At 59.6% G+C, this 18,784-nt stretch carries 27 protein-coding genes and 1 pseudogene; 24 read left to right on the forward strand and 4 right to left on the reverse strand.

Features of this window, described 5'->3' with window-relative positions; genetic code table 11:
• Positions 1–319 precede the first annotated feature (319 nt).
• From rpsJ to QP994_RS03825, 16 genes are all read left to right on the forward strand, one after another.
• A complete protein-coding gene (gene rpsJ / locus QP994_RS03750; RefSeq protein WP_003848085.1) occupies positions 320–625 on the forward strand; it encodes a 30S ribosomal protein S10 in 306 nt (101 codons plus the stop codon).
• A gap of 23 nt (positions 626–648) precedes the next feature.
• Positions 649–1,302, forward strand: coding sequence for a 50S ribosomal protein L3 (gene rplC / locus QP994_RS03755; protein ID WP_034664277.1), 654 nt, complete (start codon positions 649–651; stop codon positions 1,300–1,302).
• The gene (rplD, locus tag QP994_RS03760; protein WP_034664275.1) at positions 1,299–1,952 is read left to right on the forward strand and encodes a 50S ribosomal protein L4; all 654 of its coding nucleotides are present in this window, start codon (positions 1,299–1,301) and stop codon (positions 1,950–1,952) included. The genes rplC and rplD overlap by 4 nt, the downstream gene beginning before the upstream one ends.
• Complete coding sequence (rplW, locus tag QP994_RS03765; protein WP_034664273.1) at positions 1,952–2,254, forward strand: 50S ribosomal protein L23; 303 nt, start codon at positions 1,952–1,954, stop codon at positions 2,252–2,254. Before rplD ends, rplW begins: the two co-directional genes overlap by 1 nt.
• Before the next feature lie 42 nt (positions 2,255–2,296).
• Positions 2,297–3,133, forward strand: coding sequence for a 50S ribosomal protein L2 (gene rplB, locus QP994_RS03770; protein ID WP_284855846.1), 837 nt, complete (start codon positions 2,297–2,299; stop codon positions 3,131–3,133).
• Positions 3,134–3,149: 16 nt separating this feature from the next.
• Positions 3,150–3,425 (forward strand): 30S ribosomal protein S19, encoded by a 276-nt coding sequence (rpsS, locus tag QP994_RS03775; protein WP_034664270.1) that lies wholly within the window; start codon positions 3,150–3,152, stop codon positions 3,423–3,425.
• Positions 3,426–3,428: 3 nt separating this feature from the next.
• Positions 3,429–3,785, forward strand: coding sequence for a 50S ribosomal protein L22 (rplV, locus tag QP994_RS03780; RefSeq protein ID WP_034664268.1), 357 nt, complete (start codon positions 3,429–3,431; stop codon positions 3,783–3,785).
• Between the two features lie 3 nt (positions 3,786–3,788).
• Positions 3,789–4,541 carry a 30S ribosomal protein S3 gene (rpsC, locus tag QP994_RS03785; protein ID WP_284855844.1) on the forward strand — a complete coding sequence of 251 codons (753 nt, stop codon included), beginning with the start codon at positions 3,789–3,791 and terminating at the stop codon, positions 4,539–4,541.
• A 5-nt stretch (positions 4,542–4,546) separates the two neighbouring features.
• The gene (gene rplP, locus QP994_RS03790; RefSeq protein ID WP_034664264.1) at positions 4,547–4,963 is read left to right on the forward strand and encodes a 50S ribosomal protein L16; all 417 of its coding nucleotides are present in this window, start codon (positions 4,547–4,549) and stop codon (positions 4,961–4,963) included.
• Positions 4,963–5,199: a 50S ribosomal protein L29 gene (gene rpmC, locus QP994_RS03795; RefSeq protein ID WP_034664262.1), complete on the forward strand. Its 237-nt coding sequence runs from the start codon at positions 4,963–4,965 to the stop codon at positions 5,197–5,199. The genes rplP and rpmC overlap by 1 nt, the downstream gene beginning before the upstream one ends.
• Positions 5,199–5,483 (forward strand): 30S ribosomal protein S17, encoded by a 285-nt coding sequence (gene rpsQ / locus QP994_RS03800; protein WP_034664260.1) that lies wholly within the window; start codon positions 5,199–5,201, stop codon positions 5,481–5,483. Before rpmC ends, rpsQ begins: the two co-directional genes overlap by 1 nt.
• Before the next feature lie 249 nt (positions 5,484–5,732).
• Positions 5,733–6,548, forward strand: coding sequence for a hypothetical protein (locus QP994_RS03805; protein WP_284865440.1), 816 nt, complete (start codon positions 5,733–5,735; stop codon positions 6,546–6,548).
• Between the two features lie 22 nt (positions 6,549–6,570).
• The gene (locus QP994_RS03810; RefSeq protein ID WP_284865441.1) at positions 6,571–6,906 is read left to right on the forward strand and encodes a hypothetical protein; all 336 of its coding nucleotides are present in this window, start codon (positions 6,571–6,573) and stop codon (positions 6,904–6,906) included.
• Between the two features lie 98 nt (positions 6,907–7,004).
• Positions 7,005–7,337, forward strand: coding sequence for a hypothetical protein (locus QP994_RS03815; RefSeq protein WP_284865442.1), 333 nt, complete (start codon positions 7,005–7,007; stop codon positions 7,335–7,337).
• A gap of 10 nt (positions 7,338–7,347) precedes the next feature.
• Positions 7,348–8,025, forward strand: a complete 678-nt coding sequence (locus tag QP994_RS03820; RefSeq protein ID WP_284865443.1) for a DNA methyltransferase — start codon at positions 7,348–7,350, stop codon at positions 8,023–8,025.
• Between the two features lie 127 nt (positions 8,026–8,152).
• The gene (locus QP994_RS03825; RefSeq protein WP_284865444.1) at positions 8,153–9,028 is read left to right on the forward strand and encodes a hypothetical protein; all 876 of its coding nucleotides are present in this window, start codon (positions 8,153–8,155) and stop codon (positions 9,026–9,028) included.
• A gap of 18 nt (positions 9,029–9,046) precedes the next feature.
• On the opposite strand, the gene QP994_RS03830 is transcribed toward QP994_RS03825, so the two are convergent.
• Complete coding sequence (locus tag QP994_RS03830; RefSeq protein ID WP_284865445.1) at positions 9,047–10,648, reverse strand: GTPase; 1,602 nt, start codon at positions 10,646–10,648, stop codon at positions 9,047–9,049.
• Complete coding sequence (locus QP994_RS03835) at positions 10,635–12,539, reverse strand: GTPase family protein (RefSeq protein ID WP_284865512.1); 1,905 nt, start codon at positions 12,537–12,539, stop codon at positions 10,635–10,637. The genes QP994_RS03830 and QP994_RS03835 overlap by 14 nt, the downstream gene beginning before the upstream one ends.
• 205 nt (positions 12,540–12,744) lie before the next feature.
• On the opposite strand from QP994_RS03835, the gene QP994_RS03840 reads away from it, so the two are divergent.
• The 5 genes from QP994_RS03840 to rplE all read left to right on the forward strand — a co-directional run bounded on the left by QP994_RS03840 (position 12,745) and on the right by rplE (position 14,855).
• Positions 12,745–12,978: a hypothetical protein gene (locus QP994_RS03840; RefSeq protein WP_284855837.1), complete on the forward strand. Its 234-nt coding sequence runs from the start codon at positions 12,745–12,747 to the stop codon at positions 12,976–12,978.
• A gap of 39 nt (positions 12,979–13,017) precedes the next feature.
• Complete coding sequence (locus tag QP994_RS03845) at positions 13,018–13,281, forward strand: hypothetical protein (protein ID WP_284855836.1); 264 nt, start codon at positions 13,018–13,020, stop codon at positions 13,279–13,281.
• A gap of 309 nt (positions 13,282–13,590) precedes the next feature.
• The gene (gene rplN, locus QP994_RS03850) at positions 13,591–13,959 is read left to right on the forward strand and encodes a 50S ribosomal protein L14 (protein WP_284855835.1); all 369 of its coding nucleotides are present in this window, start codon (positions 13,591–13,593) and stop codon (positions 13,957–13,959) included.
• Positions 13,960–14,274, forward strand: a complete 315-nt coding sequence (gene rplX, locus QP994_RS03855) for a 50S ribosomal protein L24 (RefSeq protein ID WP_034664250.1) — start codon at positions 13,960–13,962, stop codon at positions 14,272–14,274.
• Complete coding sequence (rplE, locus tag QP994_RS03860; protein WP_284865446.1) at positions 14,274–14,855, forward strand: 50S ribosomal protein L5; 582 nt, start codon at positions 14,274–14,276, stop codon at positions 14,853–14,855. Before rplX ends, rplE begins: the two co-directional genes overlap by 1 nt.
• Before the next feature lie 87 nt (positions 14,856–14,942).
• Here rplE and QP994_RS03865 read toward each other — a convergent pair whose 3' ends face one another.
• Positions 14,943–15,635 (reverse strand): hypothetical protein, encoded by a 693-nt coding sequence (locus tag QP994_RS03865; RefSeq protein WP_284865447.1) that lies wholly within the window; start codon positions 15,633–15,635, stop codon positions 14,943–14,945.
• Positions 15,636–15,814: 179 nt separating this feature from the next.
• Between QP994_RS03865 and QP994_RS03870 the strand changes: the two are divergent.
• From QP994_RS03870 to QP994_RS03880, 3 genes and pseudogenes are all read left to right on the forward strand, one after another.
• Positions 15,815–16,270: pseudogene (locus QP994_RS03870) on the forward strand (ATP-binding cassette domain-containing protein); the annotation flags it as partial.
• Between the two features lie 151 nt (positions 16,271–16,421).
• Complete coding sequence (locus tag QP994_RS03875; RefSeq protein ID WP_284865448.1) at positions 16,422–17,147, forward strand: ABC transporter permease; 726 nt, start codon at positions 16,422–16,424, stop codon at positions 17,145–17,147.
• A 317-nt stretch (positions 17,148–17,464) separates the two neighbouring features.
• Positions 17,465–17,722, forward strand: a complete 258-nt coding sequence (locus QP994_RS03880) for a hypothetical protein (protein ID WP_284865449.1) — start codon at positions 17,465–17,467, stop codon at positions 17,720–17,722.
• Positions 17,723–17,799: 77 nt separating this feature from the next.
• Here QP994_RS03880 and QP994_RS03885 read toward each other — a convergent pair whose 3' ends face one another.
• Complete coding sequence (locus tag QP994_RS03885; RefSeq protein WP_284865450.1) at positions 17,800–18,780, reverse strand: L-lactate dehydrogenase; 981 nt, start codon at positions 18,778–18,780, stop codon at positions 17,800–17,802.
• Between the last annotated feature and the right edge of the window lie 4 nt (positions 18,781–18,784).

Raw genomic sequence — 18,784 nt, forward strand, 5'->3', positions numbered from 1 at the left:
AGTACGCGAAGGCCACGTCAGCGCCATTTTTATGGTGCACGTACCACCTTGCGAGCCTGACACTGCACGCATGACGCGCCTGGCGCGTGCACGTGCGCGGCGGAAGCACTGACAAGCGTTGTTTATGCGCTTGCGCACCTTCCGAAGATGTCATGGCAGTCATTCATAAGAAAAGACACTGGCGTTGATGCCGGACCCAAACCGGACAACGTTATAGAGAAAAAGAAGACAGCTACATCCCACCTCTTCGCTCTCGATTCACTTCGTTCACGTCGAGCGAAGCGAGAGGTGAACGTGGGACAGCGAGGAAGAGGTTGACGTGGCGGGACAGAAGATCCGCATTCGGCTGAAGGCCTACGACCACGAAGCGATCGACGCATCTGCGAAGAAGATCGTTGAGACGGTTACCCGCACGGGTGCCCGCGTCGTTGGACCGGTGCCGTTGCCTACCGAAAAGAACGTGTACGCCGTTATTCGTTCTCCCCACAAGTACAAGGACTCGCGCGAGCACTTTGAGATGCGCACGCACAAGCGCCTCATCGACATCCTCGACCCGACGCCTAAGACAGTTGATGCCCTCATGCGCATTGACCTGCCGGCCAGCGTCGACGTGAACATCCAGTAGGTCGTAGTAGGGAGAACTGACACATGACTAATGAGATCAAGGGCATTCTGGGCCGCAAGCTCGGCATGACCCAGATCTTCGACGAGGAGAACCGGGTTGTTCCGGTGACCGTCGTCGAGGCTGGGCCGTGCGTTGTCACCCAGATTCGCACTGAAGAGACTGATGGCTACTCCGCCATCCAGATTGCTTACGGCGACATTGATCCCCGTAAGGCAAAGAAGCCGCAGGCTGGCCACTACAAGAAGGCTGGCCAGAACCCGCGCCGCCACGTCGCTGAGATCCGTATGGATGACACCTCGGCGTACGAGCTCGGCCAGGAAGTGTCCGTCAATATCTTCGAGGGTGACACCTTCGTTGACGTTGTTGGCACCACCAAGGGCAAGGGCTACGCAGGCGCCATGAAGCGCCACGGCTTCGCTGGCCAGGGTGCCTCCCACGGTAACCAGGCTGCTCACCGCCGCGTCGGCTCCATCGGTGGCTGCTCCACCCCGGGCCGCGTGTTCAAGGGCACCCGCATGGCTGGCCGTATGGGCAGCAACCGTGTGACCACCCAGAACCTGAAGATTCAAAGGATCGACGGCGACTCCAACCTGCTCCTCATCAAGGGCGCTATCCCTGGTGCTAAGGGCAGCCTGGTTACCGTCAAGACCGCAGTGAAGGGCGGTGCTCACGCATGACAAACCTGACACTTGATGTCCACACCGCTGACGGAGCCACCAAGGGCACCGTTGAGCTCCCGGCTGAACTCTTCGACCGCGAAGCGTCTGTGCCCCTGATGCACCAGGTTGTGAACGCTCAGCTCGCAGCCGCACGCCAGGGCACCCACAAGACCAAGACCCGCGGCGAGGTTGCCGGTGGTGGCCGTAAGCCGTTCCGCCAGAAGGGCACCGGCCGCGCACGCCAGGGCTCCATCCGCGCTCCGCACTTCACCGGCGGTGGCACGGTGCACGGCCCGCAGCCGCGTAACTACGCGCAGCGCACCCCTAAGAAGATGATCAAGGCAGCTCTTGCTGGTGCTTTGACCAACCGTGCTCAGAACGACCGCATCCACGTGGTCGAGGAGCTCGTTCCGGGTCAGAAGCCGTCCACCAAGTCCGCCCGCACCTTCGTCGAGCGCCTCACGGACCGCAAGTCGGTCCTGCTGGTCATCGGCCGTGAGGACGTGAATTCCCGTCTTTCCGCACGGAACCTGCCGGGTATCACGATCCTTGAGCCGGGTCAGCTGAACACCTACGACGTGCTCAACGCAGACGATGTCGTCTTCTCTGTGGAAGCTCTGCACGACTTTGTCAACCGCGCCACTGCAGCAGTGGAGGATGAGAAATAATGGCCAAGATTGCTAACCCGCGCGACATCATCATCGCCCCGGTCGTCTCCGAGAAGACCTACGCGCTGATGGAGCAGAACACCTACACGTTCTACGTCGACACTGACGCAAACAAGACCCAGATCAAGATTGCCGTGGAAGAGATCTTCGGCGTGAAGGTCGCCTCCGTGAACACCGTCAACCGTGAGGGCAAGCGCAAGCGCTCCCGCACCGGTTGGGGTAAGCGGAAGGACACCAAGCGCGCTTACGTGACTCTCCGCGAGGGCAGCGACTCCATCGACATTTTTGGCGGCGTCGCCTAACGGCAACGAACCAAAAAGAGTTCGATACGAAAGAGGAAAATTATGGCTATTCGTAAGTACAAGCCGACAACCCCGGGTCGCCGCAACAGCTCTGTTTCCGAGTTCCAGGAACTTACCCGTTCCACTCCGGAGAAGTCCCTGCTGCGCCCGCTCCCGAAGAAGGGTGGCCGCAACACTCACGGCCACATCACTACCCGTCACCGCGGTGGTGGCCACAAGCGCCAGTACCGTGTGATTGACTTCCGCCGTACCGATAAGGATGGCGTGCCGGCAAAGGTTGCTCACATTGAGTACGACCCGAACCGCACCGCTAACATCGCTCTGCTGCACTACGCAGACGGTGAGAAGCGCTACATTATCGCGCCGAAGGGTCTGACCCAGGGCACGATGGTTGAGGCAGGCCCGAACGCCGACATCAAGGTTGGCAACAACCTGCCGCTGCGCAACATCCCGACTGGTACGACCATCCACGCCGTGGAGCTCAAGCCGGGCGCTGGCGCCAAGCTTGCACGTTCCGCTGGTACGTCCATCCAGCTGCTGGGTAAGGAAGGCTCCTACGCAGTTCTGCGTATGCCGTCTTCTGAGATCCGCCGCGTGGACATCCGTTGCCGCGCAACCGTTGGTGAGGTCGGCAACGCTGACCAGATCAACATCCGCTGGGGCAAGGCCGGCCGTATGCGCTGGAAGGGCTGGAGGCCCACTGTCCGCGGTGTCGTCATGAACCCGGTCGACCACCCGCACGGTGGTGGTGAGGGTAAGACCTCCGGTGGCCGTCACCCGGTGTCCCCGTGGGGCCAGAAGGAAGGCCGTACCCGCAACCCGAACCGTTATTCCAACAACATGATCGTGCGCCGTCGTCGCCCGAACAAGAAGCGTTAAGAGGAGGTAACTTCATATGCCACGCAGCCTGAAGAAAGGCCCGTTCGTCGACGAGCACCTCCTCAACAAGGTGGACGCTCAGAACGAGGCTGGCACCAAGCAGGTCATCAAGACCTGGTCTCGCCGCTCGACCATTCTCCCCGATTTCATCGGCCACACCTTCGCTGTCCACGATGGACGCAAGCATGTGCCGGTGTTCGTGGATGAGTCCATGGTCGGCCACAAGCTCGGCGAGTTCGCACCGACCAAGACCTTCAAGGGTCACGTTAAGGAAGAGAAGGGGCGTCGATAAATCATGAGCGACACCATCACCTCCGCACGCGCGACCGCTAAGTACGTGCGTACGTCCCAGATGAAGGCGAACCGCGTCCTGGATCTCGTCCGCGGTAAGACCGTGTCCGAGGCCCTGGCCATCCTGAAGTACGCGCCGCAGGCCGTTTCCACCCAGGTGGCAAAGGTCGTCGCGTCCGCCGCAGCCAACGCTGAGAACAACTTCGGCTTGGATCCGCGCACCCTGGTCATCTCCGAGGCTTACGCCAACGAGGGCCCGACCATGCGCCGTTACCAGCCGCGTGCTCAGGGCCGCGCATTCCAGATCCGTAAGCGCACCTGCCACATCACCGTGGTAGTGGAAAGCCAGAAGGAGGCTTAAACAATGGGTCAGAAAATTCACCCGCACGGCCTCCGGCTGGGTATCACTTCCGACTGGAAGTCCCACTGGTACGCCGACAAGTCCTACTCCGACTACGTCGCTGAGGACATCAAGATCCGCGAGTTCCTGAAGAACAACCTCGAGCGCGCCGGCATCGCCGACGTTGTCATCGAGCGCACCCGTGATCGCGTCCGCGTGGACATCCACACGGCACGTCCGGGCATCGTGATCGGTCGCCGTGGTGCTGAGGCAGACCGTATTCGTCGTGAGCTGGAGAAGCTCACCGGCAAGATGGTCGCCCTCAACATCCTCGAGGTCAAGAACGTCGACGCCAGCGCTGCACTCGTTGCACAGTCTGTGGCTGAGCAGCTGGTCAACCGCGTCGCTTTCCGCCGCGCAATGCGCAAGGCAATCCAGTCCGCAATGCGTCAGCCGCAGGTCAAGGGCATTAAGATTCAGTGCTCTGGCCGTCTCGGTGGCGCTGAAATGTCCCGCGTCGAGCGCTACCACGAAGGCCGCGTTCCCCTGCACACCCTCCGCGCTGAGATCGACTACGGTCTCGCCGAGGCAGACACCACCTTCGGCATCATCGGTGTCAAGGTATGGATCTACAAGGGTGACGTTGTCGGCGGTGTCCGCGAGTCCGAGCTGAACGCTCCGGGCAATGACCGCCGTGGCCGCGGTGACCGCGATCGTCGCCCGCGCCGTGGTGGCCAGCGCCGCCAGCGCGCCGAACAGCAGAATAAGGAGGGCTAAGACACATGCTTATCCCTAAGCGCGTTAAGTTCCGTCGTCAGCACCGTCCGGGCCGTTCCGGCGTGTCCAAGGGCGGCAACACCATCAACTTTGGTGACTACGCTCTGCAGGCTCTCGAGCCGGCGTACATCACCAACCGCCAGATCGAGTCCGCTCGTATTGCCATCAACCGCCACGTCAAGCGTGGTGGCAAGGTGTGGATCAACATCTTCCCGGACCGTCCGTTGACCCAGAAGCCGCTCGGCGTGCGTATGGGTTCCGGTAAGGGCCCGGTGGAGAAGTGGGTGGCCAACGTTAAGCCTGGCCGCATCCTGTTTGAGATGTCCTACCCGAACGAGGCAGTGGCTCAGGAAGCTCTCCGCCGTGCAGGCGCGAAGCTTCCCTGCAAGACCCGCGTTATCTCGAAGGAGGACCTGTTCTAATGGCAGTTGGAACCCCCGCACACGAGTTCCGTGAGCTGAATGATTCCGAGCTCAACGATCGTCTGTCCGCGGCTAAGGAAGAGCTGTTCAACCTGCGCTTCCAGCTGGCCACTGGGCAGCTGACCAACAACCGTCGTATTTCGGCGGTCAAGCGCGACATCGCACGCATCTACACCGTGCTGCGCGAGCGTGAGCTTGGTCTGTCCACCGTCCCTGGTGCTGAAGGAGCGAACTAATGGCTGACAACACCACCGCACAGGCCCCGAAGGAAAAGGGTCTGCAGAAGCGTCGTCGCGGTTACGTCGTGTCCGACAAGATGGACAAGACCATCGTTGTCGAGCTCGAGGACCGCAAGTCCCACGCCCTGTACGGCAAGATTGTCCGTACCACCAAGCGCGTGAAGGCACACGACGAGGAGAACACCGCTGGTATCGGCGACCTCGTCCGCATCGAGGAGACGCGTCCGCTGTCTAAGGACAAGCACTTCCGTCTCGTCGAGATCATCGAGAAGGCTCGTTAAGCCCAAGTCGCTTATCGACGATTCTCTTACCCGCCCCTGCCCCCAATCCTTTCTGGATCGGGGGCAGGGGCGGGGTCTTTTGTGCCGCCTTTCTTTAGACTGGCACCTATGTTTCGAAAGATTGTCGCCTTGGTTGCGGTGCTGTCTACCTTCGCTCTCGGTGGATGTGTAGGTGGGTGGTCGGCGCAGTATCGCCTCAATGAGTTGGCGGAGTGGGTTGGCACCCAGCCTGCCTTGGATAGTCTGAGTGTGTCGCGGGAGAAGGAGATGGGGCTTTTCGGAAGCACGCTTTCTGACACCCTTCAGGCGCAAGGCGCGCTGCATGTGACAAGCGTTGTCGAATTCGCTACTGCCTTGGATCAGCTGAACGCTAAGTTCGATGAGCTGCCGTTTAGAGAACACCGATTCTTGAAGGTCGACGTCAAGGCTGATATCCAGGGAACGGAGTTCACGTGGGAAGGGTTCAGGTGGGAGCCTGGATGGCGCGAGAGGCTGACAGAACTTCTTGACCTTTTCGCAGCCCCCGAGGTTCGCACTGTGAATGTCCGACATGACGACGACGTCCTCTGGGTCAAAGCGGAAAGGGACTTTCAGGTCAGCGACGATGATGCGCGCGCATACCGTGACAGGGTGTTCCACTACTTAGACGACACGAAGGCAACGGAAACAATCGATCTGTTTGGATTCCCACTGCTGCACCCCACCGAGCCAGATGGTGGGGCTGCTTCTCCGTCGCTTCGTCTCTCGGGGTTCCCCCAGGGGTATGTAGCCACAGCAGCTTTCGCGGAGAAAGTAGACGCTGCAATCCCCTATGCGGTGCGAAGTGTGTGGAGTAATGAGAGTTCGTATTCATGGAGGTTTTTCACCGAGGATGAGTACGACGAAGAAGTGATGAAGCAGCTCAAGGAGTTGCTCTCACAGCCGGAAGCCGGTAGCCCCATCAAAGTCGAGATCATAAGCAGCAAGAGGATTCTGGGCACTGTGGATACGAGCCCAACGCCAGAGAAGCTTCCGAAACATCCTGGGAAGTGGCAGGAGGACATGGAGCGGGTGTTTTTCGGCTGAAGCCCACCCCACACTGGCTGTCATGTTCCGGAAAATCACTGCCGTCGTGGCCGTGTTAGCTAGCCTTGCTCTCGCTGGTTGTGTGTCAACAAAGATTACGCGTGAGCTCGCCCCGGAATGTGCGCAGTGGGCAGCTACTCAGCCTGCGCTCGTCGATGTGAAGTTTTCAGCTGCCCTGGCAGGCGGTATCCCGACCAACAGCATTGACGTCGTCGGTGATGTGCATGTGCGCAGTGTGGCTGAGTTCTTTTCCGCTTTGGATCAGCTCTACGCCAGGCTGGCTGAGATGCCTGACGGAGATCGTCTCGGCTTGGATCTGAACGTCAACGCCGACATCGAGGGCACCCCGTTCACCTAGACGACGTGCAACCGGCCGGCAGCATCGAACTGGTCGGATTCCCGCTAGCGCGCCCCACACTTTCTGAAGAGGAAGGACCCTCCAGGCGCATCTCGCCGGTGCTTCGCCTCTCAGAGTTCCCCCAAGGCTATGCCACCACTGCCGCTCTGGCTGACAAGATGGATGCCGCAACCCCCTATGCAGTGCGATCCGTTTGGAGCTTTGAAGGTTTCTACCACTGGGAGTTTTACACCGAGGGGGATTACAACGCGGAAGCAATGAAGGAGCTGAAGTCCTTGCTTTCCAGCTCAGCAGCCGGCGCCCCCGTTGGGGTGCAAATCAAGGGGCCGGACGGCCGCCTGGGCGAGGCAATTGTTGGGGCACCAATGGACGAACAGCCTGAGGACACCGGGCCATGGGGTGACCGCATGGTTCAACTTTTCGCTGATTAAACTGCTCGATATGGCGCTTTCCCAGCGGTTACGGGCGACTCTCACCCAATTCCACGCGGACCGTCCTGACGGTGCGGATGAGGACGTGCACATGTGCACCGCCATCGTGGACCACGTAATTAACACGTACTCAGCGCCGGGTGATCTGGTATTTGACCCCTTCGCTGGATTTGGCACGACGCTGTCCCGCGCCGTAACGCTCGGCCGCCGCGCAGCCGGCATTGAGCTCCTCCCAGATCGCGTGGCCCAGATCCAGGCAGCCGTGCCAGAAGCAAGTATCGTCACCGGTGACGCGCGCCGCACCCTGCCGCAGCTAGCTTCCGCGGAGCTGCGCCCCGCTGTCGACCTGATTCTTACTTCCCCGCCCTATATGGCCGCAACGGAGACGGATACAGATCCGCTCGAAGCCTATGAACGGGGAAGTGGGGACTATCAGCGCTACCTCGCTCAGCTCAACGCCGTGGCGCGTCAATGCTCACGCCTCGTACGTCCCGGCGGTCACGTGGTGTGGAATGTTGGCAACATCCACCATGCCGGTGCACTCACCCCGCTTATCGACGACTGCGCCGCCCTACTCGCCGAACACCTCGAGCAGGTAAGCGTTACCGACATCGAGTGGGACGAGTATCCGCACGACATCACTCGCGATGCTCTGCTTGTGTTCCAGCGTGGAAGAACTGGTTACTGACTGGGAAGCGCTGAGTACTTCGAGTAAAGGATCGCTCCCCAGGAGCCGGATTGGCCTGCCGGTCCAACGAATAGGGGGAAGTTCCGGGTGTGGAGGTCCGGCGGTTCTGTCTTTTAGGATGGTGGGCATGATGCGGAAGGTCATTGCTGGCGTTGTTGGTGCAGTTGCTCTAGCGCTTTCTGGCTGTGTGGACCCGTCTGCAGAAGAGCAGGAGGCGTTGGCACAGTGGGCTGCCACGGACCCGGTGTTTGAGGGGCTGACGTTCTCTTCGGTGATTGCGGGAGGAATTCCATCGAGCACGATCGCGGTGAGTGGTTCTGTGAATGTGGATGATGCCCCCGAGTTCGTGGCTGCCTTGGTCACGCTGCATGAAAAGGGGGAGGAGCTCAATCAGGAGATGACTTCGCATGTGCACGCTGATCTGGATGGAACGGCTTTCAAATGGCAGGGCCCGTTCCCAACGGCGGAATTCGGAGCAAAATCTGGAGAGCAATTGGCGCCGTTTGCAGCACCCGAGGTGGCAGAGGTCTCCATTTCGGCTTCGAGCTCGGATGGGGAACTGAGCGTGGGGGTGTTGAGGGAGACGTCGATAAGCGATGGCGCGGCGCGTGAATTTCGTGACCGCGCGTGCGAGCATCTTGACGCGCACGGGGGAGGCATATTTAACCTGCGCGGTTTTCCGCTGCACAAGCCCGCGCGGCTGGACGGCGTACCTGGCTGGGGTGATCTCGCCCCGAGCCTTAAGCTTTCACCAGACAGTGGGAGCGTGAACGCATTCGTTGAACAGGCAGAACGCGTTGATGCCGCAAGTAACCTTTACCTGTATGAGACGGGCAATACCGGCCCGCTGAGCGTGTGGTACTTCTACACCGACGGCGAATACGATCCCGCGGAGCTAGATCCGATCAAAAAGATCCTGTCTCAATCCGTCGACGGCAAAGCTGCCAACCTGATAGTCAACGGGCCCGAAGGCGAAATCCAGCGGACAATCGTGGGAGAGTAGTGCACCTGATGCGTGGGCTTACGTGCCCGCGGCGACGGCGATGTATTCGGTAAAACGCACGTAGTCATCCCGGATCTCCGCTAACGGCGCGACAACGGTTGTCTCCGACATCGCAGCAATTTCTTTGCGGAGCGCTGTGCGCGTACGCCGCTTGATATTGCTACCGACGATCCCACCAACACCCGCAGACATCAACCCGATGACCACGCCAGTGAGGATTCCCACCATGATGAGCAGCGTGGGGATGGGCCATCCCTCGACGTCCGGCACAAGATCATCGCCTAGAAGTGGGGTGAGAATTCCCGGTACGAGCGCCACGATGAGATACCACAGCGCGCCAACGAGCGCTGCGACAAAGGCAAGCCATTGAATGAAGGTGAGCACGCCCCACGCCTTTGAGGGCTCCGCCGGGAGCTTCGTTCGCGTCACAGCAACATCGAGTTCGGCCGGAACACTCACAGCCACGTCATCAGCACGGTCGAACACGGCTCCGGCCCACTGGGGTGGCAAGCCTTCCGCAATCGTGGCCGCATACTCGCGGACACCCTTGTTGGCCACAGCCTTTGAAGCAGCGTCCAACTCAGGCAGGGATGAGCGATGAACGCCAACACTATCTGGTTCTTCGCGCAGCCCCAGCCGTTTTAAGGGGTCAGGCCGGAAGCGTGCCATCCAGGAAACAACGGGCCAGCCGGTGCGCTGAAAAAGCCTCTTGCGGTACGCAGCCGCAGTGGTGGTGGCCAGACGGTCTGCTCCCACAGCGTGGCTCAAGGCCTTGTCTAGCTCGCGTTTTGCGCGTTTATCCGGGGCGCTTGTCTTGGTGCCGTGGGCAAATTCATCGGTGACGGACACAATGTCTGCCTCGATTCGGGCAGATTGCGCCGAGTGAGCACGGGCGACGCGGGCAATGGCCGCTCGCACATCACCAATACCTGCACCAGTGAGCGTGGATGTAGGCAGAACAGAGACATGGGTGAGGCCATCGGAGCGAAGCAGCTGCGCATAAGACTGTGCAACGGTGTGCACATCCCCAGAACCCAGCAGGTCTGATTTATTCAGAACAGCAAGGGTAACTGCAGAGTGGTTGGCATGCGGTTGGATGAACTGTTCATGGATGACACTGTCGGCATACTTCTCTGGGTCGGAGACCCACACGAGAACATCCACTTGACCTGCAAGACGGGTGGCAATCTCCCGGTTGGATAGTTCTACCGAGTCGAAATCTGGGAGGTCCAACAAGATCAATGGCCCAGCACCAGGAGCGAATTCACCGGGGCGTGTCCGACGGTCTTCCACCTCAAGCCAGTCGAGCAGTTCCTCTGAACCAGCAGGTTCCCAGACCGCTGCGAGCGGCGAGGAGGTCGTTGGGCGGCGTGCAGCAGCCTTGCCTAAATCTTCCCCAACAACCGCGTTGAACAGCGATGTCTTACCGGAACCCGTTGCCCCGAAGAAACCAACAACAGTGTGCTCTGCCGACAGGGCGCGACGTTCTGCCCCCGCGCGTGCCACGTTTTCTAACCGTTCCCTTTGCGTAGGCGAGAGGTACGGTGCGCCAATCTCGGCGGCATCTTCTAAAGCCGTAAGGCGCTCACCAAGCGGCGCGGTGCGTTTAAACAGTGCCATCGGTTTCTCCCTCCGGCTGTTGCGAGGGGCGCTGGAAACCGCCACGGAGTTGAGTGAACAGATCACGCAAGGGTCCACGTTGCGCGGATGCCGCTAGATCCGTGGTGCCTCCACTGTCTAGGTCATCCTGAGTAGCAGGGGCCAGCGCGCGCGAGGCAGTGTTGGTGGTCCCGGCCAATTCAGGGAACCGCCCAGCAACGGCGGTGCGGGCAGTACTGACTGCTTCCTGTAGCTCGCCTGCTGGAGTGCCTTCAACCAAGGGATCAGTGACGGGGTAGAAGCGCGCGCGTTCGCGTTGCAGGAGCGTGTAGAGGCGCTCATTCAAATCATTGCGGGCATCAGTGGCCATGCGACGCACCGTGTCTTCACCGAAGATTGTTTCCAACAGCTTCTGGCCAAGCACCGCTGACCCGCCAGCGATGACAACTTCAGAGCCCGTGATCCCCGCCGTGGAAGCAAACACGACGAGCATGAGTGCCACGGTGAGGACATTTAAACCAAAAGACATGGCGCGGGCACGCTGCCGCTTCGCCCCAGCGGTTTCCTGGATGTGAGCGAGCAACGCAGCCTGCCATTCCCTCACGAGTGCCGCCGCTTGGGCATCAATATCCTCGCTCGAACGTGCCAGAGCCGGATCAGCGGCAGCGCGAAGATCTGGGGCAACTGCGCCGATGTGGGCCCATGAACGGGCGGCCGCGGTATCGGCGGCATCAACGATGACAGCATGTAAGCCAGATTCCAGTTCTGTTTCCACCTCGCGCAACGGGGCAGGCTCGCCACTGAAGAAGCTGCCCACCTTATCCATGGCGTTGGAAAACCAGCGTTCGAATCCGCGAGTCACATCGGAGGTACCCACCACGTCCTGCCAGCGGTTCATCACCTCGGTGCGCAGCAGCTTGCCATCGGAGGTGGCATCGATGACATGGGCATGTGCCGCCGAATACTGCTCATCAATCGCGGTATTGAGTTGGCCGGCGAAGGCTTCTTGGCGGGAACGGGCCTCCACCACAGCGTCGATACGCGAAAGGGCCCCGATGATTGCTCCCGCGACAGTTTTTCCAGCCACTGCGCGGCGCGCGACAGAATCTTCAGCGAGACCAGTGAGATACGCGCGCACATCAGCAACAAACTCATCGCGAAGGAATTCGCCGTCCGTGCCAGCGTCATCGCTGCCCAAGCCAGGTACGAATGGGACAGTGAACACGGTGGCGCTACCCAGTCCGGCCTCATCCATCATCCGGCGCAAATCATCGGGAACGGTTGCAGCCGCAGACTCATCAAGACGATTCAGCACCACAACAACTTCGATGCCTCTTCCCGCAGCATCGTGCAAAAAGTTCCACACAAGCTGATCGGCATAACGCGCTGGTGTAGTAACAAAAACCCACAGATCTGCAGCGGCCAGCAGTTGTGATGCCAACGCTCGATTCCGGTCATCGATTGAGTCAAAGTCCGGCGCATCCAACAGCGCCAAGCCAGCCGGGATGCTAGAGGTAGGGACAATCCGCAGCGTGGTGGATTGTTCATCCCCTGCGCCATGGGATCGTGCCAAGCCAGGAAGGACCTGAGGCGAATTGAACCAATCAGCGTCATCCGGGTGAGCCACCAGCACCGGCTGGCGGGTAGTAGGCCGGATCACGCCCGGATTGGACACGTGTTCACGCAATATCGCGTTAACCAGGGTTGATTTACCGGATCCCGTGGAGCCACCGATCACGGCTAGTAGCGGCGCATCCAGATTGGCCAGCCGGGGCAGAATATAGTCATCCAGCTGGTTCACAATGGCACGAGCATCTTCAGCTGCGTCATCCAGCCGGGTTCCGGCGAGAGCATCGCGCAGCCCGTGCATAGCATCGAGCATGTCAGGCGTAGAGGACTTCACCTGATCCATTCTGGCAGATGACATAGTGAGCAGCCGGGCACACCATGGCGTATGTGGGCGCACAGCTACCCCCAGAAGGGAGCACTGAGGAAAACCCATGGCAGAAGATGCCAGCTAATCCTGCGGTAATTCGCAGAGTCCTTTAATATTGGGGGTTGCTGGGACTGACCGGCTCTACTGCATTAATTCGTTCCCCGAAGATATGGAGACCCCTATGAAGCTTCGTCGTTTTGCGGCAGCTGCTCTTGTTGCTACGTCTGTGTTCGCCGCTGCTCCGGCAGCTAACGCTCAGCCGGCTCCGGAACCGCTGGCACAGGTTCTGCGTGAGATTGAGGCACGTGCGGGTTGGCAGGCTCAGAACCTCATCCTGGTGCCGGCTGCCCTGTCCGCCACGTCCATGACGATCAGCATCATCACGTCCATCATTAACGCAGCCATCAAGAAGTAAGCCGCCAGTCGGTTAATACAGAGTTTAAGGAAATAAGACATGAAGATTCGTCGTTTCATTGCCGCTTCGCTGGCCGCTACTGCCATCACCGCTGGCGTCACCGCTCCCGCTCAGGCTCAGACCTACCCGGAGCCGCTCAACCAGGTGATGAATGAGCTGCGCAAGATCGGTGGTCCGCAGGGCCCGAACGCACTGCTCGTCCCCGCAGCCCTGTCTGCAGTTGGTCTCATTCCGAGCATCCTGAGCCTCCTTGCTGTAACTGGCGTTCTCACCGCCGGCACCATCGCAGCATCCAGCTCCTAAATGAAAATAAACAGAAACAGCACCATCCCTTAAGGCCTGAACAGGCCAGGGGGAATGGTGTTTTTCTTTTTCGCACTCCGAAAACCTAGGCGAACCAGCATGGATTTGGGTTTACCAGGGGGAGCGTGGTTTAATACCACAGTTGTCTGAACGCTGGTCGTAGCGGATGCGCGTTTCCGAGTTGAAGCTGCGAGACCCTTCGACGGTGGGTCCCACTGTTCGTCGATAAGCGAAAAGGCACAAAGACATTGACCACGTGCGTACAGGACGGAAATCTGGCGCACATTGATCCAGGTCAGGAGACCAAAAGTGATTCAGAAAGAATCGCGTCTGAAGGTCGCCGACAACACTGGTGCACGCGAAATTCTGTGCATCCAGGTGCTCGGCGGTTCTGTTCGACGCTTCGCCGGTATCGGCGACACGATTGTCGCCACCGTGAAGGAAGCTGCCCCCGGCGGCAACGTCAAGGAAGGCGAAATTGTTCGCGCTGTTGTGGTGCGCGCAAAGAAGGAAACCCGTCGCCCGGACGGCTCCTACATCTCCTTCGATGAGAACGCTGCAGTTCTGATCAAGAACGACACCGAGCCGCGCGGTACCCGCATCTTCGGCCCGGTGGCACGCGAGCTGCGCGACAAGAAGTTCATGAAGATTGTTTCTCTCGCTCCGGAGGTGATCTAGTTGAAGATCAAGAAGGGCGATATGGTCCAGGTCATCGCTGGTAAGGACAAGGGCGCGCAGGGTCGCGTCATTGAGGCTTACCCGAAGCGCGACCGCGTCCTCGTTGAGGGCGTCAACCGTGTGAAGAAGCACGTGGCCAACTCCTACAATGAGCGCGGCGCTGAGTCCGGCGGCATTGTTACCCAGGAAGCAGCGATCCACGTGTCCAACGTGATGCTCGTTGACTCCGATGGCAACCCGACCCGTGTGGGCTACCGCTTCGATGAGAACGGCAAGAAGGTCCGCGTGGCCAAGTCGAACGGGAAGGACATCTAATGAGCGAGGCTAACTACACCCCGCGTTTGAAGACGCGCTACAAGGACGAAATCCGTGGCAAGCTCTCTGAGGAGTTCGGCTACGACAACGTCATGCAGATCCCGGGTCTGACCAAGATTGTGGTCAACATGGGTGTCGGCGACGCTGCACGTGACTCCAAGGTGATCAACGGTGCCCTCGAGGACCTCACCGCCATCACCGGTCAGAAGCCGCAGCTGCGTCGTGCGAAGACCTCGATTGCTAACTTCAAGCTGCGCGAAGGCATGCCGATCGGCGCGAAAGTCACCCTCCGCGGCGACCGTATGTGGGAGTTCCTCGACCGTCTGCTGACGGTTGCTCTCCCGCGTATTCGTGACTTCCGTGGCCTGTCCGACAAGCAGTTCGACGGCAACGGCAACTACACCTTCGGCCTGTCTGAGCAGACCATGTTCTACGAGATCGACGTGGACAAGATCGACCGTCCGCGCGGTATGGACATCACCGTTGTCACCACCGCTGTCAACGACGAGGAAGGCCGCGCGCTCCTGCGCCACTTCGGCTTCCCGTTCAAGGACAAGGATGGCAAGATGCAGCGCCCATAAGCTTTTGCTTATCGACGTCTCACTTGGCCCCCACCACGCAGCCTTCCCGCTGGGTGGTGGGGGTTTCGTCTTTCCAAAAGATTTCGGTTACATGTCGATGAGGGCCCAGCCAACCTGCGGCAAGCGTTCACCGGTAGCCATCCACGTTTCAAATGTGGCGAGGGTCTCGTCGTAACTGGCGATCATTGCCTGGTAGTGGGCATCAGGGCCGCCGTCGCGGACCTCCACCTGGTACGCCTCTATAGCGGGCCGGTAAATCGTTTGGATGAACTTGTGTTCTTTGCTGGTGTCTTCGACGACGAGGAAGTCCACGGCGTCGCTTCCATGGTCATGGTAAAAGGTCATTTCCTGGGTCGTACGGCCCAGCCACTGTGGCAGTGCGCGGAGGGAAGCCCAGGCAATGTCCCATTCGTTTGTGCGGATAGACATGCCCGGAATTTCATCACCGAAGGCGAATACGAGGCCGTCAAGCTCGGAGACGACTACTAGCCCCTTTCCCGCAGTTGTCTGTGATAGGCGCTTGATGACCAAGGAGACCACATGGTCCGATACGTCCACGACGAGGCAGCGTTCGCCGCGAAGCCCAGTCCTGTCGGGGTAGAGGAGACCGTCGTCGATGAGGTCGCGGTTATCCTGCAGGATCTGGTTGTGTAGCTGCACCAGGTATTCATCTGATACCTGTGGTCCGTCGGTGGCAGCGACCACGGCCTCGATCAGCTCTTGGTCGGGCATGGTCAGGGGTGCGTCAGGTTTGTGGATGATCAGGTCTGTGTTTCCCATGTTTCTTTCGTTTCGGCGTGGCTTTCCATGTCTTTTATTCAATACACTTGTCAGGTTACTGTTCTGTGCTCAAAGGTGAAGCTATGAGTAACCTGAAAAACCAAAGCGCGGCCGTAGTGATGGAAGGTGCATCAGCCCGCATTGTGGACTGTGCCACTTTCAGCTTGCCGCGAGGATCGATGACAGCACTAGTCGGGTCATCGGGCTCAGGCAAAACCACGTTGATGCGCATGATCGTGGGAACCCAGGCCAATGTCCAGGGTGAGGTGCGGGTACTTGGGCTGCCCGCAGGCCATCCCGATCTGCGGACGCGGGTGACGTACGCGACCCAAGCTGCGAGTATTTTCGACGATCTCACTGTCCGAGAGAATCTTGACTACGTGCGCAGCATCTATGGCTTGCCGGTGGGACGGTGCAAGGAGATCGTCGACAAGCTTGATTTGCAGAACCACGTCGGTAGCATCTGCGGAAATCTGAGTGGTGGACAGCGCAGCCGGGTGAGTCTTGCGATGGCGCTACTACCGTATCCGGAGCTCTTGATCCTAGACGAGCCGACTGTCGGCCTTGACCCGTTGCTGCGGCGCCAACTGTGGGATCTCTTCCATGATCTGGCGGAAGAGGGCACAACACTCATTATCTCCAGCCATATTCTCGACGAAGCTGAGCACTGCGACCAGGTGCTTTTCGTGCGAGATGGGCATGTCATGCACACGACCCGCGACAGCATCGTGGCGCAGACGGGAACCGCGAACCCTCGTGCTTGTGTTTGTGGTCCCGGCGTTATTGATGGCTTTGTTGTATTGGATACTCATTGGTACTCCGTTGTTCGGACGCATCGCTCACGCGATTTTCGCGCTGTTTCCATTCTTGGTGATGTTCATGGTTGCGTCGATTACAACGCTGCGAGAGCGGCGTTCCGGGACGCTCGAGCGAACGCTCACCATGCCAGTGTCACGTGGCGCATTCATTGCGGGTTACGCGTTGGCGTTTAGCCTGCTCTCGCTCGTGCAAACCTTGATCACTGTTGGTGTGTGCGTAGCATGGCTCGGCGTAGAGGTAGATGGGTCTCTCGGCACTTTCTTTGGCATCGCGCTTCTCGACGCCTTGGTGGGCACCGCCGCAGGCCTCACCGCCTCCGCATTTGCGCGCACGGAATTCCAGATCGTGCAGTTCGTTCCGGCGGTGGTGGTTCCACAGTTCCTCCTGTGTGGGCTTCTCGTGCCACGGGCGGACATGCCACGTGTACTCGAATTGATTTCGGCAGCCATGCCGGTGAGTTATGCCGTCGACGCCATGCAAACCCTGGGAGGCATGCCTGCACAAGTCATATCATCAATCATGGGCTGTGGCTCGGGGTTACCCATGGCGGCCAGAATATCCGGAAAACGCACCGGACATTCGGTGGTGAAGTCCACGACAGGCTCGTACCGCACCCGTTTATCTGCTGGTAAGGAGGGTGACTGCGCTCGGATCGTTGCTTCCGTGTCCTCGTTTCGCATGGCCACCTCGTAGATGTGCCGCATCGTGTCTACATCACCGGTGAGTGAGATCACTCCAGGCTCATGCTTTACGTCGACTGTGTTGGGGGCGACCCAGGCAGCGTCGATAAGCATGCGGGCAACATCCTTCGGACCTGTAGCTGCCACGAGTGTGGGAGGCAGAAAATCCTCAAACACGAAGACATTTCCCACGCCCCCGATTTCTGAGAAGTGGAGAGTCTCGCCCGTGAACCGGCACCGCGCGGAGGCAAACAAGCGGATGAAATGCAGGTAGTCATCGCAGTCGGTGGATAGGAGTAAGCCGAGGGTGCCCCAGGAATACCCAGTATTGTGGATGAGCCTATGGACGGCCATGAAAGCATCCATGGCCAGCCCATCAAGCGGATTCAGATCCTCGGGCCACGCATTATCCTCGGCCTGATCAAACTGGTCCTCGAAACGATCCAGCAGATCTCGTGCCTCCTGCGGAAGAGAGAACTGACCCGTTGCTTCGTCGTACTCGAGATGGTTGATCACGGCCCGTACGTCAGGCCACCGCGCGGCGCACGGGCGGATGAAACCTTGGAGCAACACTTTGACAGTGGCTAGCGCTCCAAGGACCTCGGCCGTAGCGGAACCTGCACGGTCCAGGGCCTCGTCGTAATGCATTGATGTCGCCCTGGCTGCTACCCGACGAGCCCGCCGTCCACCATCACCTGGCGCAGTACCTCTGCGGAGTGCTGGAATTGCTTGGACTCTGTCTCGTCGAGCGTGAGTTCGACGACATCGCGGATGCCGTTGCGATTGATCACAGCCGGGGTGCCAATGTAAATGTCATCGAGGCCGTACTGGCCTTCCAGCAGGGCACTGACCGGCAGCACAACATCCTCATTGCTCAGCACAGCGCGGGTGATGCGGGCAAGGCCACCACCGATACCGTAGGACGTTGACCCCTTGGCCTGGATGATCTTGTAGGCGGCGTCCCGGGTTTCCTCAAAAATGGTGGTCATGTCGGAGGAAGCTTCCGGGTTGTGCTCTGCGGCCTTCCTGAGCTTCTCTGGCAGTGGCACGCCGGACACACTGCCGGTGGAGACAACAGGCAACTCCGTATCGCCGTGCTCACCGATGACGTAGGCGTGGACGGAAGTGGAACTCATTCCAAAGTACTCGCCGAGTGAGTGGCGGTAGCGTGCCGTGTCCAGAATGGTGCCGGAACCGATCACGCGGGACGACGGCAGCCCGGAGAACTTCCAGGTGGCGTAGGACAGCACATCCACCGGGTTGGTGGCCACGAGGAAGATGCCGTTGAAGCCGTGGGCCATGACCTCGTCCACAATGCTCTTGAAGATCTTCAGGTTACGGGCCACCAAGTCCAGGCGCGTTTCGCCTGGGCGCTGAGCAACACCAGCGCAGTTGACCACCATGGCGGCATCGCGGCAGTCCTCGTATGTGCCCACGGTGACGCGGGTGTTGTGGCCAGACCATGGCACCGAGTGGTTGAGGTCCTCCACGTGGCCCCACGTCTTTTCCTCATTGATGTCAATGATGGCCAGGTGGTCGCACAATCCCTGGTTCACCAGGGCGTAGGCGTAGGCAACGCCGACATCGCCAGCGCCGATGAGCACGATCTTGTTGCCGGGGGTGGGTTTGCTCGTCGTGGTTGTCATGGCG

Source organism: Corynebacterium sp. MSK044, from assembly GCF_030232825.1.
In the GTDB taxonomy this organism is placed as follows: Bacteria; Actinomycetota; Actinomycetes; order Mycobacteriales; family Mycobacteriaceae; genus Corynebacterium.